The sequence below is a fragment of the Haladaptatus paucihalophilus DX253 genome, from assembly GCF_000376445.1.
Classification (GTDB): domain Archaea; phylum Halobacteriota; class Halobacteria; order Halobacteriales; family Haladaptataceae; genus Haladaptatus; species Haladaptatus paucihalophilus.
Genome location: NZ_AQXI01000001.1, coordinates 381,909 through 395,128, shown reverse-complemented (window position 1 = coordinate 395,128; position 13,220 = coordinate 381,909). Strand labels below are relative to the sequence as shown.

The window sequence follows — 13,220 nt, the reverse complement described above, 5'->3', positions numbered from 1 at the left end:
TGCGTTGGGCCGGTAGCTCAGTTAGGCAGAGCGTCTGACTCTTAATCAGACGGTCGCGTGTTCAAATCGCGCCCGGCCCGTTTTTGCCACGAACTACTTCGTGAGTTGTGGCTGTCGCGGTGATTTGGGGGACGACGAAATGGAACTGCGGTAGACCGCGTTGATTTTGATTGTTTTGTGATTGCAGCCACCGAGACGACTACTTCGAAAGCCCGACCAAAATAGTGGCCCGCGCAAGCGACCACGCAAGCGCGAACGGACGGCCCCTTTCATCCCCGCGAGGCATGAGCGGGGAGTTGAAAGGCGAAGCCTTTCAGAAGTCCCACCCGTGACCGCACTGCCTCCGCACCACACCCTCCCCAACCGACTCCCTCACTCCGTTCAGTCGTTCCGAACCCAGCAAAGGGGTCGAGAACGGTGTCACCGTCTTTCGAAAACTCCGTGACGAACTCCTCCACGAACGATTCGGGTGTTCGAATGTCGTGCCCGAATTCGGACGGGAGTTCGTCGGGTTTCTCGTACTGTAATCGGAGAAACGTCTGCATAGCTGCTATTTTCGAACAGATGCGACAAAAATTGACGTGTGTGAACGACTCTCTTATTCGCCGGGGCTGTAGTTCGGCGCTTCGTCGGTAATCATCACGTCGTGGGCGTGGCTCTCCTGCTGACCGGCGGGCGAGATGCGGACGAACTCGGAGCGTTCCTTGAACGCCGGAATCGTCTCCGCGCCGACGTAGCCCATGTACCGGACTTCATGCCGCCGACGAGCTGGTGGAGTTCGCTTTCGAGGGTTCCCTTGTACGGTTTGGCCGCCTCGACGCCCTCGGGGACGTACTCGTCTTCGTCCTGCGGGTCGTCTTTCAGGTAGCGGCTGCCGTCGCCGCTCTTCATCGCGCCGACGCTTCCCATGCCGCGGTACTGTTTGTACTTCTTGCCTTCGATGGTGATGACGCGGCCGGGGGCCTCGTCGGTTCCCGCGAAGTACGACCCGAGCATCACCGCGTCCGCGCCCGCCGCGATGGATTTGATGGCGTCGCCGGAGTATCGGATGCCGCCGTCGGCGATGACGGGAACGTCGTGTTGGGTCGCCACGTCGGCCACTTGCGAGATGGCGGTGATTTGGGGCATGCCGGACCCGCTCACGACGCGGGTCGTGCAGATGCTTCCGGGGCCGATACCGACCTTGAGGCCGTCGGCGAAGTCAACGATGTCTTCCGCCGCTTCGCGCGTGCCGATGTTGCCGACGACGACGTCGGCGTCCACGGATTCCTTGATTTCTCGCGCGCCGTCGATGACGTTCAGGTTGTGAGCGTGGGCGCAGTCGATGAAGAGCACGTCGGCCCCCGCTTCGTCGGCGGCGACCGCGCGGTCGGTTTCGAACGGGCCGACGGCGACGCCCACGCGGAGGTGACCGTCTTCGTCGCGGACCGCCTCGCCGTACTCGCGGCGCTGGAGGACGCCCTGCATCGTGACGAGGCCGGTGAGGTGGTTTTCTTCGTCCACGATGGGGACGCGCTCGATTTTGTGCTCGTACATCAGTTCGAGGGCTTCTCGGGCGGTCACGGTTTCCGTCGCGGTGATGACTTCATCGGTCATCGCTTCGCGTACTTCGTCCTTGTCACCGACTTCGAGGTAGGGTCGGATGTCGGTGCCCGAAATGATGCCGAGCACTTCGTCGTCGTCGTCGACGACGGGTGCGCCGCTGACTCCTTGCCGCGCCATCATGCCGTCCACTTCTCGGACGGTCTGTTCGGGATTCGCGGTCACGACGTCGCGGATGATGAGTTCGTCCGCGCGTTTGACCCGTTCGATTTCGTCGACCATCGTATCGACCTCCATGTTTCGATGGAGGACGCCGAGACCACCCTGTCGGGCCATCTCGATGGCCATCTCGCTTTCCGTAACGGTGTCCATCGCGGCGGAGAGGACCGGTACGTTGAGTTCGACGTTCTTCGAAACGCGCGATTTCACGTCGGCGTCGTCCGGTTCGACGCGGCTCTCCTTCGGGCGCAAAAGTACGTCGTCGAAGGTGAGCGCCTCCGGTACGCGGAGTTTCTCGGAAAACGGCCCGTCGTGGTGAGAATCTTTCGCCATGTAATCCGAACGAAGCGGTTACTGAAAAACGTTGCGAGATTGTGCTTGACTGACGTGGTAAGCGTTGGATTTTATACACACATGTGTCCATTTGCGCGTCATCGGCCGAAAGTGGCATATATTGCCACTTAGGAACAGTTGGCGAATGAGTGTATTTGACAAAAAAGGAAAGGCGTGTCGGCAGTTTTCGTGTCCATTTCGCGTTGCATGGGGGCATCTATCACACAACACTTAAGCAACAAACGACAATATTCGTAAATATGGACTCTACCAGTCTCATGGCACAGCGTATTGCAGGTCGGACGAGCAGCGACTCTTTCGCTCCGATTGCAATCTTTGCAAAACTGTGCACAACACTGGTAGGAAAACCGCTTGCGGGGAATCTTCGACCGAATTCGCATCACCGGTCGCACCGCAGGTACCATCACCCTTCGCCCACGGGTCAGGGTTATAGTCACTAGTCGATGAGCAGCTCCCAACACCCAGTCGCCTATCGCCTCGAGCGGCAAGTAGGCGGCGCGACGAAGCTGCTGGCAACCGTCATGGGGCTTCCCCTCGTGGACGGCATCTTCCCCGCGATGGTTCTCGCCGGAGCGCTGAGTTCGCCGGTCGGCATCATCCAGGTCGGCCTGCTCGTCTTCGGCGGCAGCGCGACCGTCGCGGTCATCCTCGCCGAGATGGACGGCAGCCCGCGTGAGCAGGCCACGTCCGTTCTCGCGGTCGGCGTCGTCCTCATCGCCATCGCTGGCATCGAGGCCGCGTTCGCGCCGACCATCGCGAGCGCGTTGAAGATGGAGACCTTCGAGCGCTTCGCCGCGCTGGTCATCGCCGCAATCGCGGCGAAGACCGCGAGTGCGCGCATCGGCGAGGTTCTGCCGAGCCCCGGAATCATCATCGGTTTCGGCCTGCTCGCCAGCCTGCAACCCTCGGGCTTCGAGGTGAAGGCCATCGAAGCGACCCAAATCCTCCCCGCCGTCGCGGCGGCCGGTACGGGCGTCGCGTTCGCGCTCGCCATCGCGCTCACCTCGCCGTGGCTCCGCGGCATCGTGGACATCGACCGCTTCCGCTTCGGCAGCGCGGTCGCGCTGGGCGTCCTGCCCCTGTCGATACTCGGCTTCGCGCCGGGTCGCGCCCCACTGGCCGTCCTCGCGGTCACCAGCATGCTGGCGCTCGACCCCGGCGAACACGTCCCGGACGACCTCGACGACGCGCACGCGGACGCATCGGCGGACGCCCCGGCAGAACCGGCACCCGCCGACGGCACCGCGGTGACGGACGGCGGCGAGAACGCCGAACTCACCGAGGGCGAGGACTCCTCGGCGGCCTACGGCTACCCCGGCGAAGAGGACGGCGACGAACGCCGTCCGTGGCTGTAAGCCGAGCTTCGAATTCTCTGTTTCTCGGTTCGCGGCTGTAACGTTTTTCCCGCTCCGTCGCCGTGGTTCTGACATGCCGGACAATCGCGTCGTGCAAGGGCGGATGGTCACGCCGAAGCGGCTGGCCGAACTGATAGAAGACGACACCGTGATGGAAGCCGACAGCATTCGGGATGCAGAGCGCGAGTGCCCCGAGTGCGGCGGCGACGTGCTCTCGGTCGGATACATGCCGAGCGTGACGGCGTTCGTTACGGGGTATAAATGCCAGGACTGCGATTGGGGGACGCGAGAGGAGTAGAAATCGAAACCCCTTTAGGTCGTTTCGACCAATCACCGTTCGCGGGGTCGTGGCCAAGCCAGGGATGGCGACTGACTCCAGAGGCTACGCGCCCGGGACGAAACTCCAGCTGATATACCGAGCGGGTGACTGATCATCGCCCGCGTTGACGACCCTCTGGAGTTCCGAGGCGCACCGGAGATATCAGTCGATCGGGGGTTCAAATCCCTCCGACCCCATTTTACCGCGAACCACACGATGAGCACCGCGAAGGTTCCAATCATAATAAATAGTCGATAGCGGATAGCGAATTCGCTCAAACGCGAACTGGGATTCTAGCATCGCTTTCAGACGGCGCATAACAAATAGCGAGTCGGTCGTTTGTTCATCCATACGTGAGTCACTCACGATGAAACCCCTACGCGATACACGAACTCGCCGTCGGGTACTTCGCCGTTCTGGCGCTGTCCTCGTAGGATCGGCCCTCGCCGGGTGTTCGACGATAAAAGATGTAATCCAGAAACGACAACGGGGGAAGAACACGTCGGATGGCGGTGACGAAGCGACCGACGTCAGTCGGCTCTCGTTGCGGAAACGAGGACAGGCACACCTTTCGGCGGGGTCCTCCCCGAGCGGTGGCTATTCTGAAGTGTCGGTTCGGAAGGACGGGAAATACGCCGTCGTCGGAACCAAATGGGGGACAACCGGGACAGTTCTGGTCGATGTCAGCGATTCGTCATCGCTGAAACAAGTTCACTATCTCGGCAACTCGAACGATGCACCGAATATAGACGTCAAGTTTGACTCCCGAAACGGGCTGTATCATCGAGCGATAGAGAAAACGTGGTCCGGGAACTTCGAAATTGTTGACTACGGTTTCTCCGCCGGAACACCGACAAATCCCACCGTCGTCGGGTCCGTTTCGGACGGCAAGTCGCACAACGTCCGACCGCACCCGACGAAGCCGGTGCTCTATACGATGAACTACGGATTGGAAAGTAACGGGTTCGACGTATACGACGTTTCGGACCCGACCTCCCCGCGAAAGCTCGGGGAGTACGGTCCACAGGGGGCGGGTCACGACATCAACGTGGACCCGGAGCGAGACTTGCTCTGCTGTGCGTACCAGTCGGGACAGTTCATCGGTTTCATCATCTACGATGTGAGCGACCCGAGAAATCCGACCGAGATCGGACGGTTCGACTATACGAAGCGGAAATCGTACGACGAAGCCAACGTCGGCGAGGAAGCGTTTGGAGCGGCACATCACGGTCACTTCGACCCGCGACGCGATCTGCTCGTTTTGGGAGACGAGCGCCCGCAGGGAGTCCCGGGCGGAAAACACGTCTTCGATATCGGGTGGAAAAACGGGTCGCTGAAGAATCCGGTCCCAGTCGGATTTACCGTCTCACCGAACGCTCGACGGATGGAAGACGAGTACGCCGAACGCTTCGATTGGACGGGCCACCACTTCGATATCGTCCCGAAGGGTGAGGCCACGCTCGTTGCCAGCGCCGACTGGCACGAGGGAGTGGTGGTGTACGATATCACCGACCCGACGACTCCGACTCCCGTCGATCGATATCGGACCGACGACGGTGTGAGCGATATCAGGGTGAACGACGAAGTCTCGCAACTCGGCAAGGCACCCATGGCGTGGAAAACGGAATACAACGAAGAGCGGGACTTCATCGTCGCCAGCGACACGTTTACTGGGCTATACACGTTCGAACTAACATCTTGAACGCGTCGTCCACCGTCGAAAAGCGAGAAGGAGGAACCGTTCCGACTGCCTTCACCGCCCGACGACGGCGCGTTTGAGTTCCGCAACGACCGGCGCGCCGTCCACTACCCAGAGGAGGAATACGAGGAAGTACGGCGCGAGGTAGATGCCGAGTATCAGCAGCTGTTTTTCGGTGGAGAGCGAGTGGAAGAACGTGCCGATGATGTGGAAGGCGCGGTCCAACAGGGACACTTCGTGGCCGTACGGCGGGAGGGTCACGACGGGCCACAGCACGCGGTCGAACGGCGACCGCTGGTGTTCCATCATGGCCATGAGGATGTCGCCGACGAGGTGCGACCAGTAGCCGACCACGAAGGCGGCACCGAGGGTGGCGCGGTTTTTGTACACTCCGAGGGCGAGCACCAGCAGGCCGACCGGAATCGCCACGAAGACCGAGTGGGCGACGGAGTAGCCTTGCGGGAACAGGTGGAGTCCCCACGAGAGGGGTTTGTCCACGAGGTCGGGCAACTGGGTCCCGAAGAGGAGGGCGAGCACTGCCTGTGCGGACGGCGGCGCGCGCGTCCACACGCGGTGGCCGAGCGAGTACAGGGTGTACCCGAAGGCGGCGTGACCCCACGGCATCATGGGATTTTCACCGCCGGAAGAGCACGGACGCGACGGAACGGCCGAAACGGTTCGGTCGTTCGTATCGTGCCCCTGTCTGAATATCTCATCACCCCGTGGATAGTAAGTCGAGGGTTAAAAAGTTCGGAGAACTACCCGCACGTTCATCGAATCTCCGATATATCACGAAGAAAGCAGTCGCTCCGTGAACGGCTCGGGTTCGGTCGGTACGAATCGGTATGGGGAGACGAGGATGGTCTCGGCGGCGGACGTCCGCCGCGGGAACTCGGTCTACTCCTTGACGACGACTTTTCCGTTCGCGTTGACGGTCACTTCGTAGACGTCGTAGTGGAACGTGATGGAAACGTTGTCCCGTGCGTCGCCGTAGCGGCGGGTTCGGAACAGCGCGTCGATGGCGTCGCAGTTGACGGCGGCATGGAGCGGTTGCATTCGGTTCGGCTCCGTGTCCATGACGCTCGCGAGGGAGCGGACGAGCCCGGCGCAGGTGTGTCCGTTTGCCATCTCGCGCTCGATATCGAAGACGTACGTCGAAGACGTTTCCGCTGGATTGTCGTCACTAAGGTTCTCTATCTCAATTTCCATACTATCATCACTGGGTGAATCGACCACTGGTATACTACTACTCTCTCAGAGGCGAGGCAGTAATATAGCTATCGGCGATTTCGGGAACCGAGAGAGGCGGCGGGGGTCGTCCGGTGTCAGAAGCGATAGCGAACGGTTTCGGGCGCAGGCAGTGGCGATATCGATATCGGCTGGAGGTCGCGTACCCGAACGATGGTCGTCGTTAGTTGTCTCCCGATGCGGTCTCGGTGGTCGATGAAGGCGAGTCGGCGTCTCGAACGCGCTCGATGTCGATTCGACCGTCGCTGTGCACCGTCACTTCGTGGGGGCCGTACCGAAATTCGACGCTGCCGCTCGCTCGGGTGTCGCCCTCGTGCGTCGCGGAAAAGAGCGAATCGAGCGCGTCGGGGTCGATGATATCGTAGAGAACGGGCCTGATTTCCGTGGGGGTCGTTCCCTCGTGTTCGGCGATTGCGCTGATTACCCGGATACTGAGTCGATCATCCGCATTCGAACGTCCTTCGTCGGGGGCGACCATTGTATTCACGGCTACCACATATCCGTCCATAAACATAGCGGAATCGACCGTAGAAGCCCGGAGATCAGTATTTATTGCTTGTGGGCGTTGGAGATGTAAACTATATTTCCGCTTCGGTTTCCACTTTCGGCGTGGTTTGCACAGCTTCATTCCGTTGGCTCGCTAACGGACTGTCAATGTCGGACCGCGGCGGTTCACGCTTGCCCGGTGTCGGAGACGAACGCGAGGAGCGAATCGTCCTCCACGTCGATATGGACTGTTTCTACGCGGCCTGTGAGCGACTCCGCGAACCGGACCTTCGCGGCGAACCGGTCGTCGTCGGGATGGGGTACGAGGAGGGAGAGAACCACGGAGCCGTCGCCACCGCGAGCTACGAGGCCCGCGAATACGGCGTCGAAAGCGCCCAAGCAATCGGGAGCGCCCTCGAACGACTGCCCCGGAAGGCGGAGGGCGATTCGACCGATTCTAGCGGTGCTGACAGCGAAGATGGTGCTGACGGTGAGGACGAAGCGGACGTGGCTGGCTACTACCGACCCGTCGATATCGAGTTCTACAAATCGGTCAGCACGGACGTTCGTGCCATCCTCCACGACTGTGCGGATACGGTGCGCGAGGTGAGCATCGACGAGGCGTACCTCGACGTCACGGAACGGACCGCGTGGGAGGTCGCGGAGGGATTCGCCCGGCACGTCAAGAACCGAATCGAGCGCGAAGTCGGCGTCACGGCGAGCGTCGGCGTCGCGCCGAACATGAGCGCGGCGAAGATAGCGAGCGACCACGACAAACCGGACGGATTGGTCGTCGTCGAACCGGGAACGACGCGGGACTTCCTCGCCCCGCTCGACGTGGCCGAGATTCACGGAATCGGCCCCGTGACGGCCCGCACGCTCCGCGAGATGGGAATCGAGACGGCGGGAGACCTGGCCGATGCCGACCCGCGCACGCTCGTCGACCGGTTCGGCGAGCGCGGCCGCGAACTGTACCACCGCGCCCGCGGCGACGACGAAAGGCGGGTGACGCCGACGGGACGGCCCAAGAGCCTCTCGCGCGAATCGGCGTTCACCGACCCGACGACCGACCCCGAGGAGAAGTGCGCGCGGGTCAGCACGCTCGCGGCGGCCGTCGCCGAACGCGCCCGCGACCGGGACGCCATGTACCGGACCATCGGCGTGAAGGTCGTGACGCCGCCGTTCGACGTGCACACTCGCGAGCAGTCGCTTCCGGGACCGGTGGACGACCCCGAACTGGTCGAGGAAGTCGCCCTCGACCTGCTCGCCGAGTTCGACGACGACCGGGTTCGAAAGGTCGGCGTGCGCGTCTCGAACCTCCAGTTCACCGAGAGCGACCAGACGAGCCTCGACGGGTTCGACGCGCCGAGCGGGACGGGAGAGTCGAGAACGGCGGATAGCTCCGACTCGGCGGACGACCCGAAATCGTCGGCGGAGGCGGCGGATGATGGTGAGAAGACGGACGAGGGGGTCCATCGAACGTCACGCAAACGCGACGGGCAGGTGTCGCTCTCCGACTTCTAACATCCGTTTCGTTCTTCGGACCGCTGATTACCCCGCCCCGTGTAGTTCCGGTATGAACAAGCTGGCGGCGGTGGGCGACGAGGAGGGTCGCTGGCACCTTCCCCAACACGCCCACGTCATCGTCTACGAGGCCGAGCGGGGCGACCAACTGCTCACCATCTACGACTGCGGTGCGGCACAGAAACCGCCCTCGGCGCAGGTCATCGGCAACCTCGTCCGCATCCGAGCGCCCCACGAACTGGAGCGGACGGTCACGGGCTACATCGTGAGCATGCGGGAGGAATCGGTGCTGGAGCGACAGGAAAAGGACCACTTCGTCATCGTTTCCGACGAATAGTTCGAATCGATTACAGCGGTTCGACGAGGTTCTCCAGCGCGGCCTTCGGGTCGTCGGCCTTTGCGACGCCGCTCGCCAGGAGGACGCCTTCCGCGCCGAGGTTCCGCGCCGCAACGAGGTCTTCGCCGGTGCTGATGCCAGCGCCGCAGTAGACGCTCACGTCCTCATCGACCGCTTCCGCGGCGGCCACCGCGTCGGTCACGATGTCCGGGTCGGCCTTGCTGACGGGCGTGCCGGTGCCGATGAGTTCCGGGGGTTCGACGGCCACGGCGTCGGGGGAGAGGGCGGCGACCGCGCCGACCTGCTCGGGGTTGTTCGCACAGACCGTGGTGTCGAGGCCGACGCGCTCGGCGGCGTCGAGTCCGGCGTCGATGTCGGCGAGTTTCTGTCTGCACTCGGAGTGGTTGATCATGGTCCCGGTCGCGCCCGCGTCGGTGACGGCCTCCGCGAGGGTGCTCCCGGTGTGGCTTCCGTGTTCGACGGGACTGACGTGTTGGCCCCACGTTTCGACGCCTGTGTCGGCGACGCGCGAGAGGTGGGCGGTTTGCGGTGCCACGGCGATATCGACGCCGTAGTCGTCGCTCACGTCGCGGGCGGCGTCCGCGATTTCGACCGGGTCGCACGGATAGGCTTTCAGATTGACGAGTACGAACATATCCGAAGCGACTGTCGGCGCCCCCAAATAGGTTGCGTCATGCGCAAGTACGGACGGGGAAACCGGACGACGGAAACGCGGGAGGTGGATGCGGAGCGGGACGAGCGCTGATGTGGCTGGAAGGGTGAAACAGGTATTTCACTCTACCTAACAGTTTTGCTCACGGGTTTACCAGTAGACTCCATGACAACATGGACCCGACGACTGGCCGTCCTCTCGGTGGTCGTCCTCGTCGTCCTCGCCGGATGCGCCGGAATGGGCGGAAACGACACGGCGAAGGACAGCGCGAATCACGATGGCGGCGGTTCGAACGGCGGCGACGCCGGGAACGCGCGCCCGAGCGACGGGACGGCCCCGCAGTCCGCCTTGGTCGTCCAGCAACGCGCGCTCATCCGAACCGGAAACGTCACGCTGTCGGTCGAAAACTTCGGGAACGCGAGTCGGTCCCTGACCCGCGCGGCCCGCGAACGCGGCGGGTTCGTCAGCGACTCCTCCCAGCGCGTCCACCACGATGGTAACGGGACGTGGACCTCCGGGAGCGTCGTCTTCCGCGTCCCGAAGGAGAACTTCTCGGCGTTCTTCGAGCGGGTCAAACGAGCGGGTGAAGTGGCGGAGTCGAGCACCGGCACAGAGGACGTTACCGACCGGTTGGTGGACCTGAACGCCCGCCTCGAAAACCTCCGGTCACAGCGCGACAAGCTCCGGGCGCTCTACGAGAACGCGAGCGACACGGAGGCGGTGCTCTCGGTCCAGAAGCGACTCTCCGACGTGCAAACCGACATCGAACGACTGGAGGCGAAACAGCAGTCGCTCGAACGGCGAGTCGCCTACTCGACGGTGACGGTGCGGATGCACGAACCGCAACCGACGAGCGACACGAAAAGCCCGGCCGAGAAGTCGTGGTACGAGACGGGTGTCGTCGCCGCGTTCCTCGATTCGGTCGACGGTGCCATCGTCATGCTCCGCGCGTTCGTCGTCGGGGCGGCCTACCTCCTTCCGTACCTGGTCGTCCTCGGCGTTCCGGTCGGCGGTGCGGTCCTGCTCTTGCGCCGCCGGTCGGAGTCGGAGACGTCTGCCGCGCCCGTTACGGACGAAGAGGAATGAGGAAGACGGCTCGCAGTCGCTCGCGGACGGCTCACGGCCCCTGTGGGAAGTTCATAGCCCCCCGTGGACGGTTCACGGCCCCCCGTGGACGGTTCACGGCCCCCCGTGGACGGTTCACGGCCCCCCGTGGACGGTTCACGGCCCCCCGTGGACGGCTCACAACCGCTCGTGAACGTGGTCCGCGGCCTTCAGCGAGAGGGCCGCGATGGTGAGAGTGGGGTTCATCGCCCCGCTGGTGACGAAGACGCTGCTCGACGCGATGGTGCAGTTCTGCAGGTCGTGGGTGCGGAGGCGAGCGTTCACCACGCTCGCTTTCGGGTCGGTTCCCATCCGGGTCGTCCCCATGTGGTGAAACGCCGGGCCGGTGTTTTCGGGGCCGACGTGCCACGTCACCTCCGCGCCGAGTTCGTCGAGGATGTCCCGCTGAATCTCGTTCGCCCGGCGGAGCGTCGCCTTCGTCCGCTCGTCGACTCGCCAGTGAATCCGAGGAACCGGGTTGCCGTGGTCGTCGGTCGTTCCGGAATCGAGCGCGATTCGGTTCTCCTTTCGCGGTTTCTGACCGGCGAGCGCCCCCATGCCGACCGAGTTGCCGTACTCCTCGCGGATGGTCGAAAGCAGCTCGTCGCCCCACTCGTCCCCGTCGAGGGCGAGGCCGACCGGCGTAGGTCCCGCGTAGTTCGAGAATTCGAGTTTCAGGCGGTCGTACTCGGCGTCGTCGGCCGCCGGGATTCCCTTCGTTCCCCGCGCGGGGTCCTCGTAGAACTGGTGACATTCGCTGGTGATGAAGCCGACGCGGTGCTGTCGGGTGCGCCGGTCGATTCGTCCACCCATCCCCGCGTACAGGTGGTCCATGAAGTAGCGGCCGACCGCGCCGCTGGTGTTCGCCAGTCCGTCGGGATACGTCTTCGATTTCGAGAGGAGAAGCAGGCGGGGTATCTCCACCCCGCCACCGGCGAGGACGAACTCGCGGGCCTCCTGTCGGTGTTCGACGCTTCCCGTTCCCCCGTTCCCGTGGTCCGGCGCGGCGTACACCGCGGCTTCGATGCGCTTTCCCTCGTCGTCGTGTTCGAGGCGTTGCACCGCCGCGCGGTCGATGACGCGCGCGCCTTCCTCCTCGGCCTTCCGCACGTGGACGTCGGCGCCGTACTTCGCGCCGGAGGGACAGACCGGTTTGCAGGTGCCGTAGCCGACGCACTCGCTTCGTCCGTCGTGCGGTTCGGAGTTGCGCGCGTTCGGCACGGAGTGCATGGCGACGCCGAGCGACTCGCACGCGTCGGCGAAGATGGAATCGCTGTGGGAGGGACGGAACGCGGGCAGGGGAAACGGTTCCTCGCGCGGCGGCGCGAAGGGGTTGTCGTCCGCACCCGCGACTCCGAGTTGCGACTCGGCGCGGGCGTAGTACGGTCGAAGGTCGTCGTAGCTGATGGGCCACGCGTCAAAATCGGATTCGTGCAGGCGCATGACCATTCCCTGCCAGTGGAGCGTGCTGCCGCCGACCCCCTTGACGCGGGCGCGGTTCAGCGGATAGAACTGCTCGCCGGTCGAGGTGTAGGCGTCCCGCGGCCCGCCCATGTCCCAGACCGAGCGGTCGTCGTCGCCGGGGCGAATCGCTCGCTCCATCCGACGTTTTCGGTCCTCGAATTCGAATCGCTCGCCCGCTTCGAGGACGACGACATCGTGGCCGCGTCGCGCGAGCGTGTGAGCGACCAACGCGCCCGCCGGACCCGCGCCGATGACACAGACGTCGGCACGCTCGGAGGGGGTTCGGTCGGTCATTCATCACCACCTCGGTAGGTGTCGAGGCCGCCGGGGTACCCTTGTGGATTTTCGGTGCCGACAAGTTTCCCGCCTGTCGGCGAGGTGAACAGCGCGAAGAGGACGTCGTTGACGAGGTAGTACCGGACCCGCGCCGCGTCGGACCCGTCCGGGTCGGGATGCGCGGTCGCCACACCCATCTCGTCGAGGAGGGTGTTTCGCGTCTCTCGGTCGAGTTCGACGAACGTCCCGTCGTACCACTCGGTCGCGTAGGTGTCGAGGGTCGAAATCGCGGCGGCCGTTCCCAGCCGGTAGCCCGGGCGGTCCTCGGTGCGTCCGACGGCGTAGGTCGTCACAAACTCCCGGATTCCGGTCACTTCGGTGGGGAACACAACCCGCGCGACCGCGACGAGCGTGTCGATGTCGTGTGTCGCCAGCGCTGGCTCCTTCCCGTCGTCGCCGAACTCCAACACGTCGGATTCGACCAGCGCCGCCCCGCCGACGACGGCGACGCCGCTCGCGGCGAGGGCGGACAGCGCGTCCCGGCGCGTTAACTCCATTTCGAACGAGATTAGGCACACCTAAACCTTGAGGGTTGTCCTTCCCGTTCGCGCCTGTTCGAG

The 13,220-nt window shown here is 63.6% G+C and carries 13 protein-coding genes, 2 tRNA genes and 1 pseudogene; 8 read left to right on the top strand and 8 right to left on the bottom strand.

What is annotated here, in order from left to right; all coding sequences use genetic code 11:
• The first annotated feature begins 6 nt into the window (after positions 1 to 6).
• Positions 7 to 80 (top strand) — tRNA-Lys (locus tag B208_RS0102285).
• A 189-nt stretch (positions 81 to 269) separates the two neighbouring features.
• Here B208_RS0102285 and B208_RS0102280 read toward each other — a convergent pair.
• Both B208_RS0102280 and guaB read right to left on the bottom strand, forming a co-directional pair.
• Positions 270 to 545: a DNA methyltransferase gene (locus B208_RS0102280; protein ID WP_007979092.1), complete on the bottom strand. Its 276-nt coding sequence runs from the start codon at positions 543 to 545 to the stop codon at positions 270 to 272.
• Between the two features lie 53 nt (positions 546 to 598).
• Positions 599 to 2,094: pseudogene (gene guaB / locus B208_RS0102275) on the bottom strand (IMP dehydrogenase).
• A gap of 464 nt (positions 2,095 to 2,558) precedes the next feature.
• Here guaB and B208_RS0102270 point away from each other — a divergent pair.
• From B208_RS0102270 to B208_RS0102260, 4 genes are all read left to right on the top strand, one after another.
• Entirely contained in the window at positions 2,559 to 3,470 is a 912-nt protein-coding gene (locus B208_RS0102270) for a DUF5794 domain-containing protein (RefSeq protein ID WP_026177701.1), read from the top strand.
• 73 nt (positions 3,471 to 3,543) lie between these two features.
• Positions 3,544 to 3,768: a DUF5795 family protein gene (locus B208_RS0102265; RefSeq protein ID WP_018128679.1), complete on the top strand. Its 225-nt coding sequence runs from the start codon at positions 3,544 to 3,546 to the stop codon at positions 3,766 to 3,768.
• A 43-nt stretch (positions 3,769 to 3,811) separates the two neighbouring features.
• Positions 3,812 to 3,986: transfer RNA gene (locus B208_RS23700), tRNA-Trp, on the top strand.
• A gap of 740 nt (positions 3,987 to 4,726) precedes the next feature.
• The gene (locus B208_RS0102260; RefSeq protein ID WP_232423703.1) at positions 4,727 to 5,491 is read left to right on the top strand and encodes an LVIVD repeat-containing protein; all 765 of its coding nucleotides are present in this window, start codon (positions 4,727 to 4,729) and stop codon (positions 5,489 to 5,491) included.
• A 51-nt stretch (positions 5,492 to 5,542) separates the two neighbouring features.
• Here B208_RS0102260 and B208_RS0102255 read toward each other — a convergent pair whose 3' ends face one another.
• The 3 genes from B208_RS0102255 to B208_RS0102245 form a co-directional block, all read right to left on the bottom strand.
• Positions 5,543 to 6,115, bottom strand: coding sequence for a metal-dependent hydrolase (locus tag B208_RS0102255; protein ID WP_007979104.1), 573 nt, complete (start codon positions 6,113 to 6,115; stop codon positions 5,543 to 5,545).
• Positions 6,116 to 6,385: 270 nt separating this feature from the next.
• On the bottom strand, positions 6,386 to 6,697 hold the full coding sequence (locus B208_RS0102250; RefSeq protein WP_007979105.1) for a HalOD1 output domain-containing protein: 312 nt from the start codon (positions 6,695 to 6,697) through the stop codon (positions 6,386 to 6,388).
• A gap of 202 nt (positions 6,698 to 6,899) precedes the next feature.
• A complete protein-coding gene (locus B208_RS0102245; RefSeq protein WP_007979106.1) occupies positions 6,900 to 7,214 on the bottom strand; it encodes a HalOD1 output domain-containing protein in 315 nt (104 codons plus the stop codon).
• Positions 7,215 to 7,390: 176 nt separating this feature from the next.
• On the opposite strand from B208_RS0102245, the gene B208_RS0102240 reads away from it, so the two are divergent.
• Both B208_RS0102240 and B208_RS0102235 read left to right on the top strand, forming a co-directional pair.
• Positions 7,391 to 8,746 (top strand): DNA polymerase Y family protein, encoded by a 1,356-nt coding sequence (locus tag B208_RS0102240; RefSeq protein WP_007979107.1) that lies wholly within the window; start codon positions 7,391 to 7,393, stop codon positions 8,744 to 8,746.
• A 52-nt stretch (positions 8,747 to 8,798) separates the two neighbouring features.
• Entirely contained in the window at positions 8,799 to 9,083 is a 285-nt protein-coding gene (locus B208_RS0102235; RefSeq protein WP_007979108.1) for a hypothetical protein, read from the top strand.
• A gap of 10 nt (positions 9,084 to 9,093) precedes the next feature.
• On the opposite strand, the gene tpiA is transcribed toward B208_RS0102235, so the two are convergent.
• On the bottom strand, positions 9,094 to 9,738 hold the full coding sequence (tpiA, locus tag B208_RS0102230; RefSeq protein WP_007979109.1) for a triose-phosphate isomerase: 645 nt from the start codon (positions 9,736 to 9,738) through the stop codon (positions 9,094 to 9,096).
• A 183-nt stretch (positions 9,739 to 9,921) separates the two neighbouring features.
• On the opposite strand from tpiA, the gene B208_RS0102225 reads away from it, so the two are divergent.
• Positions 9,922 to 10,842: a DUF4349 domain-containing protein gene (locus B208_RS0102225; protein WP_232423702.1), complete on the top strand. Its 921-nt coding sequence runs from the start codon at positions 9,922 to 9,924 to the stop codon at positions 10,840 to 10,842.
• 156 nt (positions 10,843 to 10,998) lie between these two features.
• Here B208_RS0102225 and B208_RS0102220 read toward each other — a convergent pair whose 3' ends face one another.
• Positions 10,999 to 12,618, bottom strand: a complete 1,620-nt coding sequence (locus tag B208_RS0102220; protein WP_007979111.1) for a GMC family oxidoreductase — start codon at positions 12,616 to 12,618, stop codon at positions 10,999 to 11,001.
• Positions 12,615 to 13,157: a gluconate 2-dehydrogenase subunit 3 family protein gene (locus B208_RS0102215; RefSeq protein WP_007979112.1), complete on the bottom strand. Its 543-nt coding sequence runs from the start codon at positions 13,155 to 13,157 to the stop codon at positions 12,615 to 12,617. The genes B208_RS0102220 and B208_RS0102215 overlap by 4 nt, the downstream gene beginning before the upstream one ends.
• Positions 13,158 to 13,220 lie beyond the last annotated feature (63 nt).

What these genes read in the sequence shown, in the direction of transcription:
- B208_RS0102270 (WP_026177701.1), top strand. Translation starts at nt 2,559, where the DNA reads ATGAGCAGCTCCCAACACCCAGTCGCCTATCGCCTCGAGCGGCAAGTA.
- B208_RS0102225 (WP_232423702.1), top strand. Translation starts at nt 9,922, where the DNA reads ATGACAACATGGACCCGACGACTGGCCGTCCTCTCGGTGGTCGTCCTC.
- B208_RS0102260 (WP_232423703.1), top strand. Translation starts at nt 4,727, where the DNA reads ATGAACTACGGATTGGAAAGTAACGGGTTCGACGTATACGACGTTTCG.
- tpiA (WP_007979109.1), bottom strand. Translation starts at nt 9,738, where the DNA reads ATGTTCGTACTCGTCAATCTGAAAGCCTATCCGTGCGACCCGGTCGAA.
- B208_RS0102265 (WP_018128679.1), top strand. Translation starts at nt 3,544, where the DNA reads ATGCCGGACAATCGCGTCGTGCAAGGGCGGATGGTCACGCCGAAGCGG.
- B208_RS0102250 (WP_007979105.1), bottom strand. Translation starts at nt 6,697, where the DNA reads ATGGAAATTGAGATAGAGAACCTTAGTGACGACAATCCAGCGGAAACG.
- B208_RS0102220 (WP_007979111.1), bottom strand. Translation starts at nt 12,618, where the DNA reads ATGACCGACCGAACCCCCTCCGAGCGTGCCGACGTCTGTGTCATCGGC.
- B208_RS0102240 (WP_007979107.1), top strand. Translation starts at nt 7,391, where the DNA reads ATGTCGGACCGCGGCGGTTCACGCTTGCCCGGTGTCGGAGACGAACGC.
- B208_RS0102235 (WP_007979108.1), top strand. Translation starts at nt 8,799, where the DNA reads ATGAACAAGCTGGCGGCGGTGGGCGACGAGGAGGGTCGCTGGCACCTT.
- B208_RS0102245 (WP_007979106.1), bottom strand. Translation starts at nt 7,214, where the DNA reads ATGGTCGCCCCCGACGAAGGACGTTCGAATGCGGATGATCGACTCAGT.
- B208_RS0102255 (WP_007979104.1), bottom strand. Translation starts at nt 6,115, where the DNA reads ATGATGCCGTGGGGTCACGCCGCCTTCGGGTACACCCTGTACTCGCTC.
- B208_RS0102280 (WP_007979092.1), bottom strand. Translation starts at nt 545, where the DNA reads ATGCAGACGTTTCTCCGATTACAGTACGAGAAACCCGACGAACTCCCG.
- B208_RS0102215 (WP_007979112.1), bottom strand. Translation starts at nt 13,157, where the DNA reads ATGGAGTTAACGCGCCGGGACGCGCTGTCCGCCCTCGCCGCGAGCGGC.